This is a genomic window from Paenibacillus sp. NPDC056933, assembly GCF_042674385.1.
Lineage (GTDB): Bacteria > Bacillota > Bacilli > Paenibacillales > Paenibacillaceae > Paenibacillus.
In genome coordinates this window covers 671,132-694,720 of the sequence record NZ_JBHUQN010000002.1, presented here as the reverse complement: position 1 = coordinate 694,720, position 23,589 = coordinate 671,132, and the positions used below count along the sequence as shown (strand labels likewise).

At 47.8% G+C, this 23,589-nt stretch carries 26 protein-coding genes; 25 read left to right on the top strand and 1 reads right to left on the bottom strand.

Annotation, left to right across the window (positions count from 1 at the left end; translation table 11 throughout):
- Positions 1–74 precede the first annotated feature (74 nt).
- Entirely contained in the window at positions 75–1,328 is a 1,254-nt protein-coding gene (locus tag ACFTRD_RS18125; protein WP_379382414.1) for an aspartate kinase, read from the top strand.
- Positions 1,329–1,408: 80 nt separating this feature from the next.
- Here the strand turns inward: ACFTRD_RS18125 and ACFTRD_RS18120 are convergent, their stop codons facing one another.
- Positions 1,409–2,158 carry a 2-phosphosulfolactate phosphatase gene (locus ACFTRD_RS18120; RefSeq protein WP_379382412.1) on the bottom strand — a complete coding sequence of 250 codons (750 nt, stop codon included), beginning with the start codon at positions 2,156–2,158 and terminating at the stop codon, positions 1,409–1,411.
- A 278-nt stretch (positions 2,159–2,436) separates the two neighbouring features.
- Between ACFTRD_RS18120 and spoIIIAA the strand changes: the two genes are divergently transcribed.
- The 24 genes from spoIIIAA (at position 2,437) to spoIVB (ending at position 23,427) form a co-directional block, all read left to right on the top strand.
- Entirely contained in the window at positions 2,437–3,441 is a 1,005-nt protein-coding gene (gene spoIIIAA / locus ACFTRD_RS18115) for a stage III sporulation protein AA (RefSeq protein ID WP_379382410.1), read from the top strand.
- On the top strand, positions 3,434–3,952 hold the full coding sequence (gene spoIIIAB, locus ACFTRD_RS18110; protein ID WP_192268545.1) for a stage III sporulation protein SpoIIIAB: 519 nt from the start codon (positions 3,434–3,436) through the stop codon (positions 3,950–3,952). The genes spoIIIAA and spoIIIAB overlap by 8 nt, the downstream gene beginning before the upstream one ends.
- Before the next feature lie 29 nt (positions 3,953–3,981).
- Positions 3,982–4,185, top strand: a complete 204-nt coding sequence (gene spoIIIAC, locus ACFTRD_RS18105) for a stage III sporulation protein AC (protein ID WP_017687585.1) — start codon at positions 3,982–3,984, stop codon at positions 4,183–4,185.
- A 32-nt stretch (positions 4,186–4,217) separates the two neighbouring features.
- Entirely contained in the window at positions 4,218–4,607 is a 390-nt protein-coding gene (spoIIIAD, locus tag ACFTRD_RS18100; RefSeq protein WP_192268544.1) for a stage III sporulation protein AD, read from the top strand.
- A 72-nt stretch (positions 4,608–4,679) separates the two neighbouring features.
- Positions 4,680–5,822, top strand: coding sequence for a stage III sporulation protein AE (gene spoIIIAE, locus ACFTRD_RS18095; RefSeq protein ID WP_379383111.1), 1,143 nt, complete (start codon positions 4,680–4,682; stop codon positions 5,820–5,822).
- Between the two features lie 31 nt (positions 5,823–5,853).
- A complete protein-coding gene (gene spoIIIAF / locus ACFTRD_RS18090; protein ID WP_379382406.1) occupies positions 5,854–6,732 on the top strand; it encodes a stage III sporulation protein AF in 879 nt (292 codons plus the stop codon).
- Positions 6,733–6,747: 15 nt separating this feature from the next.
- On the top strand, positions 6,748–7,386 hold the full coding sequence (gene spoIIIAG, locus ACFTRD_RS18085) for a stage III sporulation protein AG (protein WP_379382404.1): 639 nt from the start codon (positions 6,748–6,750) through the stop codon (positions 7,384–7,386).
- A gap of 84 nt (positions 7,387–7,470) precedes the next feature.
- Positions 7,471–8,322 (top strand): SpoIIIAH-like family protein, encoded by an 852-nt coding sequence (locus ACFTRD_RS18080; RefSeq protein ID WP_379382402.1) that lies wholly within the window; start codon positions 7,471–7,473, stop codon positions 8,320–8,322.
- Positions 8,323–8,461: 139 nt separating this feature from the next.
- On the top strand, positions 8,462–8,926 hold the full coding sequence (gene accB / locus ACFTRD_RS18075) for an acetyl-CoA carboxylase biotin carboxyl carrier protein (protein WP_063565765.1): 465 nt from the start codon (positions 8,462–8,464) through the stop codon (positions 8,924–8,926).
- A gap of 55 nt (positions 8,927–8,981) precedes the next feature.
- Positions 8,982–10,325 carry an acetyl-CoA carboxylase biotin carboxylase subunit gene (gene accC, locus ACFTRD_RS18070; RefSeq protein WP_099858204.1) on the top strand — a complete coding sequence of 448 codons (1,344 nt, stop codon included), beginning with the start codon at positions 8,982–8,984 and terminating at the stop codon, positions 10,323–10,325.
- Between the two features lie 224 nt (positions 10,326–10,549).
- Positions 10,550–10,960, top strand: coding sequence for an Asp23/Gls24 family envelope stress response protein (locus ACFTRD_RS18065; RefSeq protein WP_024630996.1), 411 nt, complete (start codon positions 10,550–10,552; stop codon positions 10,958–10,960).
- A gap of 147 nt (positions 10,961–11,107) precedes the next feature.
- The gene (amaP, locus tag ACFTRD_RS18060; RefSeq protein WP_192268531.1) at positions 11,108–11,647 is read left to right on the top strand and encodes an alkaline shock response membrane anchor protein AmaP; all 540 of its coding nucleotides are present in this window, start codon (positions 11,108–11,110) and stop codon (positions 11,645–11,647) included.
- A 14-nt stretch (positions 11,648–11,661) separates the two neighbouring features.
- Complete coding sequence (locus tag ACFTRD_RS18055) at positions 11,662–11,895, top strand: DUF2273 domain-containing protein (RefSeq protein ID WP_192268529.1); 234 nt, start codon at positions 11,662–11,664, stop codon at positions 11,893–11,895.
- A gap of 197 nt (positions 11,896–12,092) precedes the next feature.
- Complete coding sequence (gene nusB / locus ACFTRD_RS18050; RefSeq protein ID WP_192268527.1) at positions 12,093–12,545, top strand: transcription antitermination factor NusB; 453 nt, start codon at positions 12,093–12,095, stop codon at positions 12,543–12,545.
- A 45-nt stretch (positions 12,546–12,590) separates the two neighbouring features.
- Entirely contained in the window at positions 12,591–13,448 is an 858-nt protein-coding gene (folD, locus tag ACFTRD_RS18045) for a bifunctional methylenetetrahydrofolate dehydrogenase/methenyltetrahydrofolate cyclohydrolase FolD (RefSeq protein ID WP_379382399.1), read from the top strand.
- Between the two features lie 10 nt (positions 13,449–13,458).
- A complete protein-coding gene (xseA, locus tag ACFTRD_RS18040) occupies positions 13,459–14,823 on the top strand; it encodes an exodeoxyribonuclease VII large subunit (protein WP_379382397.1) in 1,365 nt (454 codons plus the stop codon).
- Positions 14,813–15,070 (top strand): exodeoxyribonuclease VII small subunit, encoded by a 258-nt coding sequence (xseB, locus tag ACFTRD_RS18035; RefSeq protein WP_062324368.1) that lies wholly within the window; start codon positions 14,813–14,815, stop codon positions 15,068–15,070. Before xseA ends, xseB begins: the two co-directional genes overlap by 11 nt.
- Positions 15,063–15,968, top strand: coding sequence for a polyprenyl synthetase family protein (locus tag ACFTRD_RS18030; protein ID WP_379382395.1), 906 nt, complete (start codon positions 15,063–15,065; stop codon positions 15,966–15,968). The genes xseB and ACFTRD_RS18030 overlap by 8 nt, the downstream gene beginning before the upstream one ends.
- 288 nt (positions 15,969–16,256) lie before the next feature.
- The gene (gene dxs / locus ACFTRD_RS18025; protein ID WP_192268521.1) at positions 16,257–18,164 is read left to right on the top strand and encodes a 1-deoxy-D-xylulose-5-phosphate synthase; all 1,908 of its coding nucleotides are present in this window, start codon (positions 16,257–16,259) and stop codon (positions 18,162–18,164) included.
- A gap of 49 nt (positions 18,165–18,213) precedes the next feature.
- Positions 18,214–19,059 carry a TlyA family RNA methyltransferase gene (locus ACFTRD_RS18020; RefSeq protein ID WP_379382393.1) on the top strand — a complete coding sequence of 282 codons (846 nt, stop codon included), beginning with the start codon at positions 18,214–18,216 and terminating at the stop codon, positions 19,057–19,059.
- Between the two features lie 81 nt (positions 19,060–19,140).
- Positions 19,141–19,629, top strand: a complete 489-nt coding sequence (locus ACFTRD_RS18015) for a hypothetical protein (RefSeq protein ID WP_379382391.1) — start codon at positions 19,141–19,143, stop codon at positions 19,627–19,629.
- A 120-nt stretch (positions 19,630–19,749) separates the two neighbouring features.
- Entirely contained in the window at positions 19,750–20,199 is a 450-nt protein-coding gene (gene ahrC / locus ACFTRD_RS18010; protein WP_062324373.1) for a transcriptional regulator AhrC/ArgR, read from the top strand.
- 57 nt (positions 20,200–20,256) lie between these two features.
- A complete protein-coding gene (recN, locus tag ACFTRD_RS18005) occupies positions 20,257–21,975 on the top strand; it encodes a DNA repair protein RecN (protein ID WP_192268517.1) in 1,719 nt (572 codons plus the stop codon).
- Between the two features lie 120 nt (positions 21,976–22,095).
- Positions 22,096–23,427 (top strand): SpoIVB peptidase, encoded by a 1,332-nt coding sequence (spoIVB, locus tag ACFTRD_RS18000; protein ID WP_192268515.1) that lies wholly within the window; start codon positions 22,096–22,098, stop codon positions 23,425–23,427.
- The last annotated feature ends 162 nt before the right edge of the window (positions 23,428–23,589 follow it).

Genomic DNA, 23,589 nt, shown 5'->3' with positions numbered 1-23,589 from the left:
AGTCATTTTTCGGAGAGAATAATGACGATGGACATCAATTATGCATACTGCACAAGGTAGGGAGTGGATTTGCTTTGTCATTGTACGTCATGAAATTTGGGGGCAGCTCGGTCGGAGATACAGAGCGCATGAAGCGTGTAGCCGGACGTGTTGTAGAAAAAGCGGATGAAGGACATCAGTGTGTAGTCGTGGTTTCGGCCATGGGGGATACCACGGATGATCTGATTGATCAAGCAAAACAGCTGAACAGTGAACTGCCTGCACGTGAGATGGATATGCTGTTGACAACGGGAGAACAGATCTCGATTTCCTTGTTATCCATGGCGATTCAGGCGCTGGGACGCAATGCCATTTCATTTACAGGCTGGCAAGCGGGATTCCGGACGGAGCCGGTACACGGCAAAGCTCGGATTAACGATATTCATCCGCAGCGGGTGAATCAGGCGTTGGCTGAAGGTAATATCGTTATCGTTGCAGGTTTCCAGGGAATGACGGACGACGGCGAGATTACGACACTTGGCCGTGGAGGCTCCGATACAACGGCAGTAGCCCTGGCAGCAGCCATCAAGGCGGACGCTTGCGAGATCTACACGGATGTGGACGGTATTTATTCCACGGATCCGCGAATTGTTAAGGTAGCACGCAAACTGAAGGAAATTTCGTACGACGAGATGCTGGAACTGGCCAACCTGGGAGCAGCGGTATTGCATCCGCGTGCAGTTGAATACGCGAAGCATTCCGGTGTGCCTTTGATTGTAAGATCCAGCTTTAACCATAATGAAGGAACGGTTGTGAAGGAGGAAGCAACAATGGAACAAGGCGTGGTAGTTAGTGGAATTGCCTATGACAAAAATGTGGCTCGCATCAGTATTTTGGGTGTGCCTGATGTACCGGGAGTTCTCGCCGAAGTATTTGGTGCCCTTGCATCAGAACAGCTGGATGTCGACATTATCGTACAGAGCGGTGTAATGGACGGTAAGGCTGACTTCTCGTTTTCTGTTGCGCTGTCTGACCGGGAGAACGCACTGCGTGTCATTGAAGCCCTTCACAGCCGCCTGCCTTACCGTGAAGTGACTTCCGAAGAAGACCTGGTTAAAGTCTCGATTGTTGGTGCTGGTATGGTTAGCCATCCGGGCGTTGCTGCCAAGATGTTCAAAGTCATCTCGGGTGAAGGCGTAAGCATCAAGATGGTCAGCACTTCCGAGATCAAGGTATCTTGTGTTATCGATGGAGAGAAACTTCATGATGTAATCAAGGCGCTGCACACAGCGTATGACCTGGATACGGCAGAGCAGGCTGTGATTGGCGGACCGCAAGTTCGCAGATAAAAGCAGTAATATAGCCAGACATACCAAAGGTGTACTCAATCCCTTCAGGGGAAGCGGTACACCTTTTTGAGTTGTTTGTATTACAACAATCGAAATACCCGCTCTTTACGTGATCCTTTAAAAGGTTGCATTCGGTGCCCTTCCCCCATCTCGGGAACGCAGTCCAGCAAATCCAATTGTGTGCAGTAGGTTACATCATGCACCCTGCCCAGTTTCTCCAACCTTCGCCCACCAGCCGATACTCTAACCAAATCGGGCAATTTATCCTCGGCATGAGTTGCAGCCTGATGGAGCGCCAAGCCCAGGTCACTCAGCATGATGGGAAAAGGGGATTGTTGGTACAGCTCTTCGATAATGCTGCCTGCACATAAACCATCTTCCAGCGCGAACTCCCCCTGATCTCCGGCACATAACAATAAGATATCCCTGCGAAGCTCGCACAGAACTGCCGCCACAGCCTTAACATTGAGAAACGAGCCTGCGAATACATATCTGGCCTTGGATGCTTTGATCAGGGCACGTGTACCATCTGTTGTAGTTAGAATAATGGTCTTACCCGCGATACTTGGAGTCATATATTCATAGGGGGAATTGCCCACCTCGAATCCTGTAATTTTTTTATCAAAACGCTCCCCGCCACGAATAGCATCCTTCACGTTCAATTGTTTCGCTTGAGGAACAGTCTCTACAGCGATTACATCTGCTGCATCGTAAGCCAGTGCCGTCACAATCGTACTGGTCGTTCGCAACACATCAATCACCACCACACATCGGCCTGCAATATCCATTTTTCGCACTTCATTCACATTGCCTACCACATCGACTCGCACTCCCCACAACTCCTTTCTGCATTTGGGGATAGGTTGTTCTCTTTCTTTCTTTATCCACAAATGGATAACACCTGTTTGCAAGCACTATATGCAATTGTATCTAGACGGGTGCCTAGACCGAGAACAAGGAGCTGATCTATGATTTTTTAACTCTCATCCCTATTCTGAAGAAAATGATAGATTTCAGCGTCATAAAATCAATGTACACACATAAACTTGAATATGAACAAGCACCAGAAACGCGATAAAACCGAATTCAAGGTTGGAGGGGCCTATTCATGATGGTGAACTGGAAGGATATCTTTCCGGAACCGATTCGAACCATTCTGGGAAGAATGCCGCCCGCTTTATTGGAAAAAGTGGAGGAAGTACGTATCCGTGAAGGAAGGCCACTGGAAATCAATGCAGGAGACACCTATCACTTCCTTACCCCTCAGGGCAGTCCGACAGCGAAGCCTGATGAAGCCTACATCCCCTTAAAAGAGGTAACTCACAGGCTGCTGGATCTGATCAGCAATCATTCGCTTTATACATTGGAAGAAGAGCTGCGCAAAGGGTTCATCACCATTCCTGGCGGTCATCGAATTGGGTTAGCTGGCCGGACGGTGCTCAGCGGTGGTCGGGTGGAATACTTGCGCGATATCAATGGATTCAATATCAGGGTTGCGCGGGAGATACATGGAATCGCTGATCGGATCCTGCCCTATCTGCTGGACATGAAGAGTGGTCAGGTACTGCACACCTTAATTCTTTCGCCTCCCCAGCAAGGCAAGACCACATTACTGCGGGATCTGGCGCGGCAGATCAGCAGTGGAACCAAACTTATGGGTGTCAGCGAGCTTGTTCAGGGTATACGTCCGCGGCTTAAGGTTGGCATCGTAGATGAGAGGTCGGAAATCGCCGGAAGTTACAAGGGAGTACCGGGATTCGATGTGGGACCCCGTACCGATGTCATGGACGGCTGTCCGAAGGCTGAGGGCATGATGATGATGTTACGCTCCATGTCTCCCGATGTCCTGATTGTGGACGAGATCGGCCGTCCAGAGGATGCTGAGGCGGTAATGGAAGCACTCCATGCAGGTGTATCCGTCATCGCCACGGCACACGGTCGTGATTTGGCCGAGCTTTCTTCCAGACCTGCGTTGAGGACCCTGATTGTCGAGCAGATGTTTCAACGCTACGTACAACTGCAGCGGACGAGCCGGGGCATGACCTTTCGACTGGCTGATGGCAAAATGCGCGGCCTCCAGCAGACGGAAGTGGGAGGTGAGGCATTTGCTTAACATGCTCGGAGCTGTCATCATTCTGCTGGCCAGCACGCTCGCCGGATTCTACAAGGCAAGGCAATTTGCCTTGCGGCCCAGACAATTGCGTGAGTTAATTGCCGCTCTCCAGCGGCTGATGACCGAAATCAACTATGGGCTGACTCCTTTGCCTGATGCCATGGGAAAAATGGGGGCTCAGACGAAAGAGCCTGTTCGGACGTTATTTCTCCACGCAGCCAAGCAAATGGAACCCCCTCATGGGCACACCGCTCGTGAAAGTCTTCAGTCTGGCATTGAAGAGGCGTGGGGAAAATCAGCCATGAAGGCAGACGAGCGGGAGGTCATGCTGCAATTAAGTTTCAGCCTTGGCACCAGCGATCGTCAGGATCAGACCAAGCACATCTCGCTAGCCATTCAACAACTAATGCATGAGGAATCCCGTGCTCAGGCCGATCAAGTGAAATATGAACGAATGAGTCGCAGTCTCGGGATGCTTGTAGGAGCGTTAATCGTCATTCTGATCTTCTGAAATAGCCGGGATAGTGAGGTGCCAAGGTCATGAATTTAGAAGTGAACGCAATCTTTCAAATTGCGGGCATCGGAATCATTATAGCAATGATTCATACGGTGCTGAAACAAATGGGAAAGGAAGATATGGCTCACTGGGTGACCGTGATCGGATTTGTCGTTGTATTGTTCATGGTGGTCCGTATGTTGGACAGCCTGCTGCAAGAGATCAAATCGATATTTCTTTTTCAATGAAAACGGTCATGAAGCCGGGATGGTGGTGACCTGTGGAAATAATCCAAGTTGTAGGTCTGGCGCTCATCGCAACGGTTCTCATTCTAGTTATCAAGGAACAGAAGCCCATGTTCGCTTTTTTGATTGCTGCTGCTACCGGCATCGTGATCTTTATGATGCTGATTGGCAAGATCGGCGCAGTAATCGACGTACTGAAACGGCTTGCTGAAAATTCGGGCATGGAGAGCATTTATCTGAAAACCGTGCTGAAAATCATAGGCATAGCCTACATTGCTGAATTTGGTGCACAGATTGTCAGGGACGCAGGGCAGGAGAGCATTGCTTCCAAGATTGAGCTCGCTGGCAAGGTGCTGATTCTTGTCCTCGCCATACCGATCATCAGCATTATAATCGAAACCGTCATGAAGCTAATGCCGGTGTAGAAGGAGGAGGCGTGCGGACTTCATATGAAAATAATGCATAACAAGCCGCAGTGGCGCCTTACCTTTGTGCTGATGCTGTGCTTTCTATTTGCGATCATGGGACAGGTCGCTGCCGGCTCCCCTTCTGATGAATGGATGCAGCAGCAGGCCGATCAGCTTCCCAAAGATCAGGTGGAAAAATATTGGGATCAACTTATGCAGCAATATGGAGGATTTTTCCCGGAAGGAAAGACGCCTTCCTTTATGGATATGTTAATTCCCGGCAATGAAGGATTCAGTCTGAAGTCAGTGTTCATAGCCATCGGAACCTTCATGCTGCATGAGATTTTATATAACGGCAAGCTTCTGGTCACGATTGTGATGTTGAGCGTGCTGAGTATGATTCTGGAGACGCTCCAGACCGCTTTTGAGAAAAACAATATTAGCAAAATCGCCTATTCCATCTGTTACATGGTCATTATTATCATCGCCATAAACAGTTTCAGTGTGGCGATTGGATACGCCAAGGATGCGATTGCCGGCATGATTAACTTTATGATGGCCATGGTGCCCCTGCTCTTTACGCTGCTGGCATCAATGGGAAATGTTATCACCGTATCAGTCACTCATCCGCTCATCATTTTCATGATTCATCTGGTGGGTACGTTGATTCACATTCTGGTGTTCCCACTGTTGTTTTTCTCGGCTGTATTGCATCTCGTCAGTTCCTTGTCTGACAAGTACAAGCTGACTCAGCTAGCAGACTTGTTACGCAACATTAGTGTGGCTCTGCTCGGTATATTACTAACGATGTTCCTGGGCGTAATTTCGGTGCAGGGTGCGTCAGGCTCCGTAGCAGATGGAGTCAGTCTGAAGGCGGCGAAGTACATCGCGGGGAACTTTGTCCCCATCGTGGGCAGAACGTTTGCGGATGCAACTGATACAGTCATCACGGCTTCACTGTTGGTCAAAAATGCAATCGGGCTAACCGGTGTCATCATTATCTTGTTTCTATGCGCTTTTCCAGCGCTTAAAATCCTGACCCTTGCCCTCATATACAACATTACAGGCGCTATAATGCAGCCTTTGGGTGAAACGCCAATTGTAGGTTGCCTGCAGGCGATTGGCAAAAGCATGCTTTACGTATTTGCAGCACTGGCAGCTGTGGGACTGATGTTTTTTCTGGCCATCACGATCCTGCTAACTGCCGGTAATCTGACGGTCATGATGCGATGAGGGGATTGTTAGAGAGAAAGGGGCTGGAAGGATGGGGTGGCTGAGCAGCTGGCTCCGGGAATTGATCATGATCGTTCTGCTGGCGACCTTTGTGGATATGCTATTGCCCAACCGATCCATGGAACGCTATGTCAAGCTTGTGCTGAGCCTTCTTATCCTGCTAACCCTTTTATCCCCTATAACAAAGCTCCTACGAAGTGACCCCGTTGCCGAGCTGAAGCGAGCGATGACAGCCATGGACTCACCATCGGATGGAAGTGCAACACTGGAACAGATCCTGGCTCAGGGCAGGAAGCTGCAGTCGAACGAACAGGAACAATCCTTGCAATGGACAGCCAGAGAACTGGCTAACGTGATGAAGGGGCAAATTGAAGAAACAACCGGGGAGCGAGTACAGTCCGTCGAGGTGAAGCTTGCCATGGATACAACCAAACCGGAGAAGGATCTGGCATCCTCCGTGGAATTGCCCGCAATCCAGTATGTTTTGGTGGAGATGGCAGGTGAGACAGCAGCCGGTAAAGCCGGCTCCAACACAGGTTCATTGGAGGAAGCGGCAAGCACCGATCCATTATTCGGCGCTGAATCCGAATCCGAACCTGCTAAATCGAATACAGCACAAGAGCCAATCCAGATCGGTCAGATTGAAGTGCCTGATGTACAGATTAAGGTGGATAATGGCAGCAATCATGACAGCAGCGTGGACAACGGAAATCTTGAAGGCTCTCCAAATCGACAGGAAGCTCACTCCACACCTGTTTTGGGTGATCAGTCAGAGACAAACCCTCAGCAAGAACAAACGTCCTCCCGATCAGAGCGAGCAGTACAAATTATTACGCTATTGACTGAGAAGTGGGATGTTGATGCGAGCAAAGTACAGGTGAGGGAAAAGAAAAGCGCTTCGGCGCTGTGAAAAGGAGGGTGTCCGATGAGGCAATGGCTCAAAAAGATGGAAAGCTGGCTCGGCGGCGGAGAAGGTGGACAACGGCGAAGTCAAACCTTTCGCTGGCTTATTATTCTCGGCTTGATCGGAGTAGGGATCATGCTGTTTAATTCCTTCGTCAATGTCAAAAAGATTGATTCCGAAAATATCGGTCGCGAACCTCCTGATCCGACTACATCCATGGCATCCATCCAGACGGATGCAACGGATCAGAATCCTTTTCAGGCGATAGAGATCGCGTTTGAAGACAAAATCAAGGGCGTACTGGAAAATATCGTCGGCGTGGGAACCGTTGATGTCATGGTTACTGTCGATTCTACAGAGGAGCTTGTTGTGCAGCGTAATGTGAAGGATTCGCAGCAGCTCACCGAAGAAACAGATGCTAACGGGGGGAAGCGGCATATGACGCAATATACCCGTGATGGCGAAATTATTACGTATGAAATATCAGGGGATCAGACCCCCATTGTCACCAAGAAGCTCAAACCGCAAATCCGGGGAGTGCTTGTCGTCGCCAGAGGCGCAGAGAACAAGGTTGTGAAGGACCTGATTACAGATGCTGTCGAAAAAGGACTGAATGTGGCGGCCTACCGAATCTCGGTTGTTCCGCGTAAGCAGGATTAATTCGGAATATTGAAACTCAGGATTCAATTCTTGTACAAGATTTAATTCACATAAGAATGAAGCCAATTCGAGGAGGAAGTTCTAATGAATAACAAACGTCAAACGGTATGGCTCGTATCCATGCTGAGTCTGATGGTCATTTTGTCCGCTTATTACTTGTTCACTGAAGATTCGGGTCCGGTTAATACGCCAGTAGCTGACAGCACGCAGGTGGATGGGATGAAGCAGGGAGAAGCGAAGGAAACGACTGGAATCCTTGATCCGACAGAAGGTCTGGTTGTGAATGAAGTGGTGAATGGCGGTGAAGTTACAGGGACTGAAGGAGAGCAGGCGGCAACTGAATCGGTTGATAATCCTGCGGTTGTAGACGGTAAAGAAGCCGGAGAAACCGAGAAATCCCCTGCTGCAGATTCGGGAGAGAAACAAGGTGAAGCAGGGAAAGGCAGTGAGAAGGGCTCTGACAAAGGTTCTGACAAAGGCGCAGCAACCAGTCCTGAGGCAAGTGGCGGAACTGACGGCAGCGTGACGAAAACCGATGAAGAAGTCCTTAAGGAAATGGAGGAGCAAAATACAGCAGCCTCTGCGAGCAGCCAGTTCCAGAACTATCAGTGGCAGCGTGAAGAAAGCAACAATCGCAAATATGAGGAACTGATGACCGTTGCGGGTGATCTGAGTAAAACGCCAGAAGAAAATGCCAAAGCAACTGAGCAGCTTCGTACGTTGGAAGAAAAAGAAGCGAAAATCAATGGTATTGAAGAAACCCTGTCGCAGCAGTTTGCCAATGCCATCGTTCAAGAGGATGCCGACAAGTATAAAGTTGTTGTTCTCAGTGACAAACTGGATGTGAAACAGGCGGTTTCCATTGTGGATCTGGTGATGAAAGAACTGGCAGTAACGCAAAATAAAATCAGCGTTCAATACGTAACAGAACAGTAATCCGATTCATGGAAAAGTAGCCCCGAGAGCTGGTTCAGTTCTCGGGCTCTTTCCATTTTTAACGATTATGATATAATACATAAAGCCATATGACCGTCCTAGTGAGACTGGCATGATGCCGAAGGAGTGAATAATGGAAATGTTTAAATTGAGTGAGATCAAAGAGCTGATCAAACTGGTAGATGAAAGTTCCGTTCAAGAGTTGGAAATTGAAAATGAAGGATCACGGTTGTCGATTCGCAAACCGGGTAAAACCGAGTATGTTCAGGCAGCTGCTATTCAACCGCAAATGATTGCTGCACCACAGGTGCAACCGGCTGCAGTTGTAGCTGAGGCTGCTCCGCAAGTCGATACTACAAGTCATTTACATAAAATTGTATCTCCGATGGTGGGTACTTTTTACAGAGCTTCCTCGCCGGAAGCTGGTCCTTTTGTAAGCGCTGGTGATAAAGTTGTTGAGAAAACAACGGTATGTATCATTGAGGCGATGAAGCTGATGAACGAGCTTGATGCTGACATCAAGGGAGAAATCGTTGAAGTGCTGGTTGAGAACGGACAGCTGGTTGAGTATGGACAACCCCTGTTCCTGGTGAAACCGGAATAACGGTTACAGCCGCATTACGGCAACTGCATGAGCTTCGAAGGAGGACAATAACGAAATGAAATTTCAAAAAATACTGATTGCGAACCGTGGCGAAATTGCGGTACGTATTATTCGTGCCTGTCGTGAAATCGGCATTTCGACGGTAGCAGTCTATTCGGAAGCGGATAAAGACTCCCTGCATGTTCGTCTTGCAGATGAAGCATATTGTATCGGGCCTACACTTTCGAAAGACAGTTATCTAAACTTCACAAACCTGATGAGTGTAGCTACACTGACGGAATGTGATGCAATCCACCCAGGCTACGGATTCCTGGCAGAGAACGCTGATTTTGCAGAAATCTGTGGTTCCTGCAATATTACGTTCATCGGCCCATCTCCGGAAGCCATTACCAAAATGGGTGACAAGGCTGTTGCCAAACAAACGATGAAGGATGCAGGTGTACCTGTAATTCCGGGATCCGACGGTTTGGTTGAAAATATGAATGAAGCCATTATGATTGCTAGAGATATTGGATATCCTGTCATTATCAAAGCTACCGCTGGTGGTGGAGGTAAAGGGATTCGTATTGCTGAAGATGAAGAGACGCTGATCAAGCAAATAACAGCTGCCCAGCAGGAAGCACAGAAAGCTTTTGGCAACGCCGGAGTATATCTGGAGAAATTCCTGACAGGCATGAAGCACGTGGAGATTCAGATCATTGCAGACAAGCATGGAAATGCAGTGCATCTGGGCGAGCGTGATTGTTCCGTTCAGCGTCGACGTCAAAAGCTGGTGGAAGAAGCGCCTTGTCCTATCATCTCTGAAGATGTGCGTACATTGATGGGAGAAGCCGCAGTACGGGCGGCGCTTGCCGTGGATTACTCCGGAGCAGGTACACTTGAGTTCTTGCTCAGCCCTAACGGTGAATTCTATTTCATGGAAATGAATACACGTATTCAGGTTGAACACCCTGTAACAGAGATGGTTACAGGAGTGGATTTGATCCGTGAAATGATTTCGGTAGCTGAAGGCAATCCACTTTCTTTCCGTCAGGAAGATGTTGTGATTAATGGATGGTCCATCGAGTGCCGTATCAACGCAGAAGATCCTGACCGTAACTTTATGCCGTCACCAGGCAAAATTGGTTTCTACCTTGCACCAGGAGGACCGGGTGTACGTGTAGATAGTGCAGCTTATCCAGGTTACACGATCTCTCCTTATTACGACTCCATGATCGCTAAATTAATCGTATGGGGAGCAAACCGGGAAGAGGCCATCGCAAAGATGAAGCGTGCATTGGCTGAGTTTGCGATTGAAGGCATCTCCACAACGATTCCTTTTCATCAGAAATTGCTGGATCATCCAACGTTTGTTCGGGGTGACTTTGATATCAAATTTCTTGAGGAAAATGAGATTTAAAAGGCATATTGGGCTTGTTTGTCATAATGTAGCCCAAATGATATAGTATGTAATAATAAGAGCGCATGTCTCCTGCAGAGGATAAGCCGTCACGTATGCGGATGAAGGTTGCAGGGGTTCCGGTAAAGCCGGACCGGAAGGGTATCTGAAGGTCAATCGATCTGAATGCCAGCGCCCTGACGGATGGCCGCAAACTTATTTCGCGAAAGGTGTGTTGAACAGTTATGAGTACATTGCCGACAGAATTTGAACGAACGGATATCGGTGAAATCCAGATCGCACCTGAAGTTATTGAAGTGATCGCTGGACTGGCTACAGTCGAAGTGAAAGGTGTTGCAGGCATGAGCGGCGGATTCGCTGGTGGATTTGCTGAATTGCTTGGTCGCAAAAACCTTTCCAAAGGCGTGAAGGTTGAAGTGGGTCAACGTGAAGCTGCGGTGGATGTTTCTGTTATTATTGAATATGGTTACCGTCTGCCCCAGGTGGCTACCGAAATTCAACAGAACGTGAAGCGCTCCATCGAGAACATGACAGGATTGAATGTGAATGAAGTTAATGTGCACATTCATGACGTTCAGTTCAAGAGCACCGAGAAAGTGGAAGAAATCGACCTGAACAGTCAGCGCGTAAAATAAAAGAAGACAGATTCCCCCGGCATCACTGCCGGGGTTTATCCCGTCTTGGACAGGTCTTTGGGGCAGTGGAAGCGTGCACTTGAGGATCACCCTTTTGCGTATGGGCAGGTTAAGCAATGTTAGTGAGCAAGGGAGGCTGTGCAGTTCGTGGCTAAAATACTGGATCGGCTTCTGTTGTTTATATACAGCATAAGCGTTGGAGCAATATCGGCAGCAGTTATACTTCTTATCAGTGGTGTGCTGCCTTACGAATTGAATTACCAGCAGGAACAAAACGTCATTATTGCGGCGGTTGTTGCAGCAGCGATTTTGTTTATCCTGAGTTTGCGATTTTTCTACATTTCGGTTCGGCGAGATCGTGCTTCGTTGCCATCTGTGGACCAACGTACCGAGTACGGGGATGTACAGATTTCAATGGAGACGATTGAGAATCTCTGTCTCAAAGCGACTTCCCGTTTCCGGGGAGTGCGTGATGTCAAAGCACGTATTCGTGTAGTCGAATCGGGACTGGAGATTATGATTCGCGCGGTAGTGGATGGGGAGTCGCCAATTCCTGCGCTGACATCCGATCTGCAGAAGGCAATACATGATCATGTACAGGAGATTACGGGTATCCCGGTTTCTTTTGTTACCGTATATATTGCCAATGTTACCCAGTCACCTAACTACAAGAGTCGAGTGGAATGAGGTGAGTTTCACTGATGTTGTGGAGAGAGATTTGGGATAGTCACAAAGGCCGGATTACCGGAATAATCGGCGGCATCTTTTTTGGGTTTCTTTATGTATGGATCGGTTTTTGGGATATGTTGTTCTTTGCACTCTTGGTGTTCATCGGTTATACGTTAGGCAGACGAAGCGACTCGAAGCTGGGCTCGTTCATTCCCTGGAGGGAATGGGGACAATGGCTTGGTGACCGCTGGCGTCCGTTCAAGTGAGCCATCTGAACCCTGCAATATGTTTCTTCCGAAAATAGAACTGTAATTTAGGTTGCCCGTTTTTTGGAGGAAACGTAGTGCAGGTTTTTTTGTGAAAAGGGATAACAATATAATAAGATCTCTGATTCCATCAAAGATTTTACTATTTTAAAATAAGCATGATGACGCTCCAGAAGGAGCGCTGCAGGAGGCAGGACATGAAAAGACGTTTGGCAAGGGAAATTGCAGTACAAAGTCTGTATCAGATGGAAATGAATGAAGTGGGCGCAGCTGAGGCTGTGAATATGCTGATCAATGAAGCCGCTGAAGACAATGAAACCGAAGTGGTTATTCACGATGCAGATGTAATGCGTACCTACGTGACCGAAATCGTACAGGGTACATGGAACAATAAGGAAGCAATCGATGGCTTGCTCGTCGATTATTTGAAAGGCTGGCAGATTAGTCGTCTATCACGCGTAGACCGTCAGATTTTACGCCTTTCAACCTATGAGATGGTGTTCCGTGATGACATCCCGGCAAAGGTATCCGTCAATGAAGCGATTGAATTGTCCAAATATTTTGGTACAGATGAATCCGGCAAGTTCGTCAATGGCGTACTTGGACGCATGATTCAGGAAGTTGACGCCATCAAAGCAAAATTGTCTTAATTACGAAAGTTATTTTATTTTTATTCACATAAGGGAGAGAGTACAATGACAGCATCTATTATTAACGGCAAAGAAGTATCCCAAGAGCTCCGCGCAAGCATGACGACCGAAGTAAAACAGCTTAGCGAACAGGGGGTAGTACCTGGTCTTGCTGTGGTGCTCGTCGGGGAAGATCCGGCATCCCAAGTTTATGTGCGTAATAAAGAAAAAGCATGTCATGATCTTGGTTTTTATTCCGAGGTGCATCGTTTGGATGCAAACACGTCGCAGGAGGATCTGCTCGCTCTGGTGGACAAGCTGAACAGACAGGAAACCATTAATGGTATTTTGGTTCAGCTTCCATTACCGAAGCATATCGAGGAAAAAGCAGTTATCGATGCAATCGCCGTGGACAAAGACGTGGATGGGTTCCATCCGGTCAATGTGGGTAACCTCGTCATTGGTGACGACAGTCTGCTCCCATGTACTCCTGCAGGTGTAATTGAACTGATCAAGCGTACGGGTCTCGAAATGTCGGGCAAACATGCAGTAGTCATTGGACGCAGCAACATTGTAGGCAAACCGGTATCCCTGCTGCTTCAACGTGAAAACGCAACAGTAACGATGTGCCATTCCCGTACAGCGAACATGAAAGAAATCACGCGTCAGGCAGATATACTTGTCGTTGCCATCGGCCGTGCAAACTTTGTGGATGCTGATTTCGTTAAACCAGGTGCAGTTGTCATCGATGTAGGGATGAACCGTCTAGATAACGGCAAGCTGGCAGGAGACGTGGATTTCGAGAGCGTGAAGACGGTATCTGGCCCAATTACGCCGGTTCCTGGAGGCGTTGGCCCTATGACCATTACGATGTTGATGCAAAATACACTGATCGCAGCCAAACGCGCTCACGGATTGGCCTAGGTTACCGTCTGTGGCAGATCAAAAGATCTTCTCCATCAAAGACCTGAACCGCTACATCCGAATGAAGCTGGAATCAGATCAGGTCCTGTCGGACGTCTGGCTGCGCGGAGAGATCTCCAATTTTACACATCACTCCAGCGGTCATATGTATTTTACATTGAAGGACAAGGACAGCCGGATTAAGTCCATTATGTTTGCGTCCCATAATCAGCGATTGCCCTTTGTACCGAAGGAGGGTGCAAGGGTTATTGCTCGTGGTAACGTTTCGGTGTATGAGCGGGACGGACAATATCAATTCTACGCCACACACATGCAACCGGATGGTATTGGAAGTCTTTATCTGGCATATGAACAACTGAAAAAAAAGCTGGATGAAGAGGGGCTGTTCTCTGCATCGCGCAAAAGGCAGATTCCCCGTTTTCCACAGACGATAGGTGTGGTTACTTCACCTACAGGAGCAGCCGTAAGGGATATCATGATTACATTGCAACGCAGATATCCGTCAGCCCGAGTAATTCTATATCCTGTACTCGTTCAGGGTAAAGGGTCGGCTCCTTCCATTGTGAAAGCCATCAACAACCTGAATCGTATGGGTGAAGCCGATGTGTTGATTGTCGGAAGAGGCGGGGGATCCCTGGAGGAATTGTGGGCTTTCAACGAGGAGATCGTGGCAAGGGCGATTGTTGCCTCGACCATTCCAGTCATTTCAGCCGTGGGGCATGAAACGGATTTTACGATTGCCGATTTTGCTGCTGATCTTCGGGCGGCAACGCCCACGGCTGCTGCCGAGCTGGCCGTGCCTAACCGTGCCGAACTGCTTGATCAGATTGCTCAGCGCCAGCGTCAGCTGCAACACAGTTTACGTCAGCGTGCTGTTCATAATCGCGAGCGGCTGACGAGATTACAACGCTCACCTGTCCTTGTGCATCCCAGAAGGACCTTAATGCAGCATACGGAGCGATTGGATATGCTGAAACAGCGTCTTGTGCGAACTGTAGATACACGTGTGAAATGGACAACCGAGAAACAGGAGCGTTTGCGTGCTGCCCTGCAGCGGTTTAATCCTCGTGATCAGGTGAATGCAGCAAGGCGGGAGAATGCATCAGCCCGGCGTCAGCTGGAGGTTGCGATCCGATCCATTACGAGAGGCAAGCAGCAGCAGTGGAAATCATCCGTAAGGCATCTGGATGCGCTTAGCCCGCTTAAGGTCATGTCAAGGGGATACAGCCTTGTCTATGACGAGCAGGAACAACGCTTGATCAAATCCATAGAGGATGTACAGCCTGGAGATTCCATAAAGATTAAATTAACAGACGGACAGCTGGACTGTCAGGTTTGGGGAATGAAGGAGGACGACAATACCGATGGCGAATGAACCGGAATTGAATTTTGAAGAGGCAATGGCGGCATTGGAAGACATCGTAGGTCAGCTTGAGCATGGAGATGTTCCATTGGAACAGGCCATCGATTTGTTTCAGCGCGGGATGAAATTATCACAACTTTGTGGGCTGAAGCTGGAACAAGTGGAACGCAAGATCGAAATGATCGTAGAAGAGGATGGGGAACTTCGCAAGAAACCGTTCGGCACTGCCGTCGATGAGAGCGGTGAAATCAATGAGTAATCGTCCTTCGTTTGAAGTGTATCTTCAGGAAATAACGGCAGAGGTGACAGGAGAGTTGCAGCAGACTCTTCCTGTTCACTGGGATGTCCCCCAGTCACTGGTTGACGCGATGCAGTATTCTCTTATGGCCGGGGGCAAACGTCTTCGTCCGCTCCTGGTCGTTGCTGCGGCGGAAGCCTTCGGTGCACAGCGTAAAGCTGCACTGCCGGTAGCCTGCGCCGTGGAGATGGTTCATACGTATTCATTGATCCACGACGACCTGCCAGCGATGGATAATGATGATTATCGCAGGGGAAAATTAACGAATCACAAAGTATTCGGCGAAGCAACGGCGATTCTGGCTGGTGATGCTCTGTTGACGCATGCTTTCTATAGCATTGTGCAGGCAGGTCGCCGCTGCGGTGTTTCGACAGACGCCTTGTTGTCCATTGTGGAGGAATTGTCTGAACTGGCTGGAGCAAGAGGCATGGTCGGTGGGCAAGTGGCTGACATGGAAGGCGAGCAGGGGATGACAGATTTGGCACAGCTGCAGTACATTCATCTGCACAAAACTGGGGATTTAATTGTGTTTTCCCTTCTCGCTGGAGCTCGTATCGGTGGTGCGACTGAAGGGCAATTGGAAGCGCTGCGCGTATTCGGTAGAGATCTGGGCCTGGCTTTCCAGATTCAGGATGATATTCTTGACCTGACGGGTGACGAGCAAAAAATGGGCAAAAAAACGCAAAGTGATGTGAGTCAGCACAAGGTGACGTATCCTTACTTTATTGGTATGGAAGCCTCACTTGACGAGGTTAAGTCTCTTACACAATCTGCGAAAGATGCACTTGGTAGAGCTGAGTTACCTGATCCGTCAAGACTGATGGAGATTGCTGATTATTTAATGAGTCGAGATCATTAAGCTCCGCTTTCGGATCGCGCTCCTTGTTTCAAAATGCCTGTAGAGGTGTAATGCATTTAATGTGCTTTTTCTGCCTTCATAGAGCAAGTCAGTTCCGAGAAAACGATGGAATACATACAGAGGAAGATCATTGAACCTTGCTGGCGAAAATGCTCGTTATCTGGAGTATAGTGCCGTAAATTATGATTCTTGTTCTTTTATGTTATAATGTTTTAATGTCATTTAATAAATTGTGTATATATAGATTACACCAACAATCAAACAATCTAGGAAAGCGGGGAGATTCTCGTGCTGCTTCCACAAATTAAACAACCCAGTGATCTAAAGTCGATGTCTCAGGATGATCTCGTTCTTTTGTCGGCAGAGATCCGGCAGTTTCTGATTGAGAAACTGTCCGTTACAGGGGGCCATCTCGCACCCAACTTAGGAGTGGTTGAGCTCACGGTAGCCCTGCATTACTGTTATAACAGTCCAGTGGACAAAATGATTTTCGATGTAGGGCACCAAGCTTATGTGCATAAGGTTCTGACAGGGCGTATGGATCGCTTTGATACATTGCGTCAGCACAATGGCTTGTGCGGATTTGTCAAACGTAACGAGAGTGAACATGATGTATGGGAAGCGGGTCACAGTAGTACATCATTGTCTGCTGCAATGGGTATGGCGCTTGCGCGTGATCTCAAAGGTGAAGACAATCAGGTTATCGCGATGATCGGGGATGGAGCGCTTACAGGAGGAATGGCTTTTGAAGCACTCAATCACATTGGTCATGAGCAGAAAAAACTGATGGTCATTCTGAATGATAATGAAATGTCCATTGCTCCCAATGTCGGAGCTATGCATAAATATTTGAGCAAAATTCGTTCGGATCGTCACTATTTGAAAGCCAAAGATGACGTGGAAGGAATGCTCAAAAAAATCCCTGCCATTGGGGATCGTCTGGCCAAATCGGCGAGCTGGATTAAAGATAGTGTCAAATATATGATGGTTCCAGGAGTTCTGTTCGAAGAGCTGGGTTTTACTTATTTGGGACCCATTGACGGTCACGACATTCCCAAGTTGATTGAAACGTTCAAACAGGCGGATAATGTGGATGGCCCTGTCATGGTTCATGTGCTTACAACCAAAGGCAAAGGGTATCAGCCGGCTGAGGCCGATTCACACAAATGGCACGGAATTTCTCCGTACAAGATTGAATCAGGCCAAGTACTCAAAGCTGTGGGCAAACCAATGTATACAGAAGTGTTTGGTAAAACGCTGGTTGAACTTGCCGAACAGGATAAGCGAATCGTGGCAGTAACTCCAGCCATGCCAACAGGATCGGGCCTCATTCCGTTTAGCAAAGAATTTCCAGAACGGATGATTGACGTGGGTATTGCAGAGCAACATGCAGCAACGATGTGTGCGGCGCTCGCTATGGAGGGTTTGAAACCGGTATTTGCCGTCTATTCGACGTTTATGCAACGAGCATATGATCAGATTGTTCATGATATCTGCCGTCATAACGCCAATGTGATGTTCGCTATTGACCGTGCAGGATTTGTAGGCCCGGATGGCGAGACGCATCAGGGGGTATACGATGTGGCGTTTATGCGTCATATTCCGAATATCGTGCTGATGATGCCAAAAGATGAAAACGAACTGCGCCATATGATGAAGACAGCGCTTGAATATAATGAAGGTCCCATTGCTTATCGTTATCCACGAAATAATGTGGTAGGTGTGCCTCTTGATGATGAACTCATTCCCATTCCGATTGGCAGATGGGAACAACTTCGACCATCTGAAGGTTATGCTGTTATCGCTTCGGGATCGATGGTACAACTTGCAGAAGAAGCAGCAGAGACGGTTAAAAGGGAAGGTATCACGGTTGGCGTCATTAATGCCCGTTTCCTGAAACCGCTGGATGAACAAATGCTGCGTGATTTGGCTGTTCGGGGTACGAAACTTATTGTGCTTGAAGAAGCATCACAGGCGGGAAGCATGGGAAGTGCTGTATTGGAGTTTTACGCTGAACAAGGGCTGCACGATGTTCATGTGCAACTGATGGGGATTCCGGATCGTTTCATCGAACATGGCAGTATTGAGGAGCAAAGGGAAGAAGTGGGACTCACCGTCGAGAATGTGAGTTCAGAGTTGCGCAGTATGGCAGCCCAATCTTCATACGGCATGTCCAGAACTCGGTTCCCTTCATAACTGAAACACATTATTGAATATTAGGATTACTACATGATAGGAGAAAGACATGTCACTCCCGAAAGAACGAATTGATGTTCTGCTGGTTGAGCAGGGATATTATGAAAGCCGTGAGAAGGCAAAGGCTGCGATCATGGCTGGACTGGTATATGCTAACAACGAGCGGATTGAAAAAGCGGGCATGAAGATTCCACGGGAAGCTGAACTCAAAGTAAAGGGTTCAGTACATCCCTATGTTGGGCGAGGCGGATTAAAGCTGGAAAAAGCGATCCGTCACTTCGACCTCAAGATGAATGGACTTGTGATGCTTGATATTGGTTCGTCAACTGGCGGTTTTACCGATTGTGCCCTACAACATGGAGCAGCGCATGTATATGCGATCGATGTAGGCTATAATCAGCTGGATTGGTCCCTTCGTAATGATGAACGGGTTACTGTAATGGAACGAACGAATTTCCGATATGTGACTCCGGAAGATCTGAATGGACCTGTACCTAACTTTGCCAGTATCGATGTATCCTTTATTTCACTGAAAATTATCTTGCCACCGCTGCTGGCACTTCTAAAACAGCCGGCAGACATTGTAGCACTAATTAAACCGCAATTTGAAGCAGGTCGTGAGAAGGTCGGGAAGTCGGGCGTCGTTCGTGATTCAAGGGTACACAAGGACGTCCTGCAGACGATGCTTCGTTTCGCCAATGAGCTTGGGTTGAAACTGCAAGGACTGACGTTCTCCCCAATTACTGGAGGAGAAGGCAATATTGAATTTCTCGCCCACTGGCGTCTGGAAGCACCAGGACCAACACAACTAGAGAACGTTGGGGCTTCACTTGATGCACTTGCAGACCAAGTTGCAACAGAAGCCGCCCATACTTTTACAGGAAACTCATCATAGGATGGGTTTCTTTTCGCTGGAAAGGTGACAAGCTAAAAGGAAATTGGTTGTCGAACCTCGAATAAGTCTTCGAGGTGAGCGATGATGGATGGGCAATATGACACAATCGTTATTGGTGTATTTGCTGTCTGCTTGATTTTGTGGCTGTTCTTTGGCTTAAGAAATTGGGTTAACCGACCGATTCCGGTAAGCTTGTCCGGCATGCAATTGAATTCGGAAATTCAGGATTCACCTGCAGTCGATCTGCTTGAGGCGGAAGGATATGAAGTCATCGGAGGCAAAATGAAAGTTCCTTTAGCTTTTGAAGCGGATAAATCCGTTTATTACAGCAGACTGTTCATAGATTATATTGCAGAGCGGGATGATCTCAGGTATCTCGTAAAGACGTCACGTCGCAGGCAACCGTTTGAACTTACTGGACCAGCGCTGCGGGATCGCTTTCTGTATTATTTATTGTTATACCCCGGCTGTGAAGGATTGCTGTATGTAGACATGGAGGAGTCGGATATCAAAGTAATCAGGCTTATGGACTATCAGGAAGATGTGTATGACGGAGATGGGCTGGATTAGTGGCATATATAAAACTGGAACCAGATTTGATAATTGATTGACAACAAAATTGCTGGCAAAGGCCTCATGAATAACCAACGGACTGCCGGCTTATTGCAATACAATGAACTGGAGGCATGTATGAAAGGACAACGGCACATTAAGATACGTGAAATTATTAGTCAAAACGAAATTGAAACCCAGGATGATCTGGTTGAGGCACTGCGTCAGTCAGGATTTCAAGTGACACAGGCCACGGTATCCAGGGATATCAAGGAGCTCCTTTTAATCAAGATTCCCATGGATGATGGAAGATACAAATATTCGCTGCCTACAGATCAACGCTATAACCCGATTCAGAAATTAAAACGTGCCCTTGTGGACAACTTCTTGCACATTGATCATACGAATAATCTGGTCGTAATGAAGTGTTTACCTGGAACGGCAAATTCCATTGCTGCTTTGCTCGATAATATTGAATGGACTGAAGTCATGGGTACGATCTGTGGAGATGACACCATACTCATCATTTGCCGGACGGAAGATAACAGTGTGACTGTAATCGAGCGAATTATGGGTTACATTTCCTAGATCATTATTGTTCAAAAACATAATTTCTGAGTTAGCCATCCGGAGGTGTTTTTGCAGATGTTAGTAACATTATCGATTCGTAATCTGGCTGTAGTGGAAGAGGTGGATGTTGTATTTCACCAGGGATTTCACGTCTTATCAGGTGAAACAGGAGCAGGTAAATCGATTATTATTGATGCACTGGGTTTGATTGCTGGCGGACGAAGCTCCGCAGATCTCATCCGCTATGGATGTGAGAAGGCCGAGATGGAGGCTCTATTCGAAATGGAGCCTAGTCATCCGGTATGGGAAACACTGGAGAAGCTTGGTATTCATTGTGAACCAGAGGAGCATCTGGTGATTCGCCGAGAACTGAACATCCAAGGCAAAAGTACATCTCGAATTAACGGACAGCTGGTCAATCTGACCATGCTTCGTGAAGTAGGCGAAAAACTAATCAATATTCACGGACAGCATGAACATCAAAGCTTGCTGCGTGCAGAGAGCCATCTCGGGCTCCTGGATACATACGGCGCGACAGTTATAGGCCCTGTCAAAACGGAATATCAGCAGCGCTATAGCAAGTTCATTACTGCCGAAAAAGAACTGCGTGCACTTCAGGAATCCAGTCAGCGTGCATATCAACTGTTGGACATGTATCGCTTTCAACTTGAAGAAATTGCAGCTGCATCTCTAACCCAGGGTGAGGATGAATCACTTGGAGAAGAACGGGTCAAACTATCCCATAGTGAGAAAATGATGGACAGTGTTGCCGGTGCATATGATCTGCTTAGCGGTCAACGTGGGCTGGAGGCCGTAAGTATCGCTTTGTCACGAATTGAGGATATTTCGGGATATGACAGCAAAGGGTTACAGCCTATTGTGGAACAGCTCCAGTCTGCATTTTACCAGCTGGAAGACGCCACGTTTCAGTTGCGCGATTATCGAGAGAAGATTGAATTTAATCCAGCAAGATTGGAAGAAGTGGAACAGCGGCTGAATCTGATTTCTGGCCTCAGACGGAAATACGGGGACAGTGTCGAACTTATTCTGAATTATTATGAACAAATCAGCCATGAAACCGACCAGCTGGAGAACAAGGATGAACGGCTGGAGAAGTTGCGTAATGAACGTGACAAATTGCTCAAGCTGGTCATGGAGTCTGCCGAGGAGCTCAGCCGGGTTCGTAAGCAATGTGCAGAGGATCTGGCAGCCCAGGTGGAAAGTGAACTGAAGGATCTCCAGATGGAAAGAACAACGTTGCGGGTACAGATTACTCCCTTTGAAGATCAGAAAGGGATTGAATGGAATGGTCGACGCATACGTCTGACCCGTCAGGGGGCAGATAACGCGGAATTCCTGATTTCACCGAATCCTGGGGAGCCTCTACGTCCGCTTGGCAAGATTGCCTCCGGGGGTGAGTTGTCCCGGATGATGCTCGCGATGAAGAGTATCTTCGCACGTCATGACCGGATCCCCGTGTTAATCTTTGACGAGGTAGATACGGGTGTAAGCGGAAGAGCCGCACAGTCGATTGCTGAAAAATTATTCCGTCTGTCCTCCACTTGCCAAGTTTTTTCCATTACTCACTTACCACAAGTCGCTTGTATGGCAGACCATCAATATCTCATCGAAAAACATGTCGTAGACGGGCGTACGATGACGCAGGTGGAATCGCTGTCAGAGGAAGGCAGAGTGAAGGAATTGGCACGTATGCTGGGCGGAGTGGAAATTACAGAAAAAACATTGCATCATGCTCAGGAAATGCTGAATTTGGCGGAAGCCAAAAAAGGGTGAAACGAGCGGCTGGCGTAATGATTGACAGTAATAAAAGCCTGGGGGCGAGGTTATCTTATAGGTACGCAATTGGCGACCACCTTTCGTCAAGCGAAAGAAGCAAAGGGAGTGTGACAGCCATTGAATTCCCCCCTCAGGAAGAAATTGCTAGGTCTTTTATTTGCCTTCTTTCTATGTGTGATCAGCCAGGCGATCCAGCCTGTGCAAAGTTATGCCTCATTGCCTGATGAACTACAGGTGTTTGCAGGCAGACAGGCTGATGTTCGTCTTGCTGTACCGGCCGCTTCAAGTGCTGTTGTGGACCGCCCCGACATTGTTGGTTTCGATGGTCAGGAGAATGCGGTGCACGTAACCAGGCAACAACCTTTGCATCTTCATCCCCAACAAACGGGACATGCCAAGTTAACGTTGAAGTTGTGGGGCAAGATTCCGGTAAAAACGGTGAATGTAAACGTGATTCCGGACTTGCGTGTGGTACCCGGGGGTCAAACCATTGGCGTCAAAGTTAAATCTGCAGGTATTTTGGTTGTTGGACACCATCTGGTGCGTTCTGGACAGGACGAGCGCGTATCTCCTGGAGAATCAGCAGGCATCAAGCTCGGTGATCTGATTACCCACATGGATGGGAAACGTCTGAATGGGGTTGCGGGTGTAGCAGAAGTTGTAGAGCTTGCCGGCAAGAGCAAAAAAGGAATCGATGTAGTCTTAAAACGTGGTAAAGAAACAGTGAAAACTCGGTTGACTCCAGCGTATGATGCGGAAGATCAAGCCTGGAGGCTTGGATTGTACATTCGTGACTCTGCTGCAGGTGTGGGTACATTAACCTTCTATGCTCCAGATCAGGGCGTATACGGCGCACTGGGACATGTGATTACAGATATGAATACTCAGACCTCCATCGTTGTGGGTAGTGGTCAAATCGTTCAGTCTAATGTCACGTCCATCTCCAAAAGTGAATCCGGTGACCCAGGTGAGAAGCGAGCACATTTCTTAAAGGAAAGCAAAATATTAGGCAATATTGAACGCAATACGGCTTTTGGCATCTTTGGTAAAATGTCCGATAATCCTGAACATAGTCTGTATTCTAAAGGGATTCCCGTTGCGTTCTCGCATGAGGTAAAAGAAGGACCTGCTGAAATTCTTACTGTCGTTGAGGGTCAACAAGTGGAACGCTTCTCTATTGATATCGTCCATGTCGCCGATCAATCTGAACCGGCAACAAAAGGCTTGGTTCTTCGTATTACGGATCCGAAGCTGCTGGATAAGACCGGAGGTATTGTACAAGGCATGAGTGGCAGTCCCATCGTACAGAATGGCAAACTAATCGGTGCCGTTACCCATGTATTTGTTAATGATCCGAAATCAGGTTATGGCTGTTTTATTGAGTGGATGTTACAGGATGCCGGAGTGATGATGAAAAAGGATAATGCAAAAAACCTTAAAGCGGGATAACCCGCCTTAAGGTTTTTTTGTCGAACAGCAACGTAAATTATCAGATCATGAAATAAATTATTTATTATATAGCAACGCGAAAAAAAAATAAAGAAAAATAATTTTCGACAGAAGGAATTTCCTCTCCTGTGTCGAAAATTTAACCTGTAAGGAAATGTACGA

Bases quoted from the DNA above. Each gene is read 5' to 3' on its own strand.
- folD (WP_379382399.1), top strand. From the start codon at position 12,591: ATGACAGCATCTATTATTAACGGCAAAGAAGTATCCCAAGAGCTCCGC.
- spoIIIAE (WP_379383111.1), top strand. From the start codon at position 4,680: ATGCTGTGCTTTCTATTTGCGATCATGGGACAGGTCGCTGCCGGCTCC.
- accC (WP_099858204.1), top strand. From the start codon at position 8,982: ATGAAATTTCAAAAAATACTGATTGCGAACCGTGGCGAAATTGCGGTA.
- ACFTRD_RS18065 (WP_024630996.1), top strand. From the start codon at position 10,550: ATGAGTACATTGCCGACAGAATTTGAACGAACGGATATCGGTGAAATC.
- recN (WP_192268517.1), top strand. From the start codon at position 20,257: ATGTTAGTAACATTATCGATTCGTAATCTGGCTGTAGTGGAAGAGGTG.
- ahrC (WP_062324373.1), top strand. From the start codon at position 19,750: ATGAAAGGACAACGGCACATTAAGATACGTGAAATTATTAGTCAAAAC.
- xseB (WP_062324368.1), top strand. From the start codon at position 14,813: ATGGCGAATGAACCGGAATTGAATTTTGAAGAGGCAATGGCGGCATTG.
- spoIIIAF (WP_379382406.1), top strand. From the start codon at position 5,854: ATGGGGTGGCTGAGCAGCTGGCTCCGGGAATTGATCATGATCGTTCTG.
- ACFTRD_RS18015 (WP_379382391.1), top strand. From the start codon at position 19,141: ATGATGGATGGGCAATATGACACAATCGTTATTGGTGTATTTGCTGTC.
- ACFTRD_RS18055 (WP_192268529.1), top strand. From the start codon at position 11,662: ATGTTGTGGAGAGAGATTTGGGATAGTCACAAAGGCCGGATTACCGGA.
- nusB (WP_192268527.1), top strand. From the start codon at position 12,093: ATGAAAAGACGTTTGGCAAGGGAAATTGCAGTACAAAGTCTGTATCAG.
- accB (WP_063565765.1), top strand. From the start codon at position 8,462: ATGTTTAAATTGAGTGAGATCAAAGAGCTGATCAAACTGGTAGATGAA.
- spoIIIAC (WP_017687585.1), top strand. From the start codon at position 3,982: ATGAATTTAGAAGTGAACGCAATCTTTCAAATTGCGGGCATCGGAATC.
- ACFTRD_RS18020 (WP_379382393.1), top strand. From the start codon at position 18,214: ATGTCACTCCCGAAAGAACGAATTGATGTTCTGCTGGTTGAGCAGGGA.
- spoIIIAG (WP_379382404.1), top strand. From the start codon at position 6,748: ATGAGGCAATGGCTCAAAAAGATGGAAAGCTGGCTCGGCGGCGGAGAA.
- spoIIIAA (WP_379382410.1), top strand. From the start codon at position 2,437: ATGATGGTGAACTGGAAGGATATCTTTCCGGAACCGATTCGAACCATT.
- ACFTRD_RS18030 (WP_379382395.1), top strand. From the start codon at position 15,063: ATGAGTAATCGTCCTTCGTTTGAAGTGTATCTTCAGGAAATAACGGCA.
- ACFTRD_RS18080 (WP_379382402.1), top strand. From the start codon at position 7,471: ATGAATAACAAACGTCAAACGGTATGGCTCGTATCCATGCTGAGTCTG.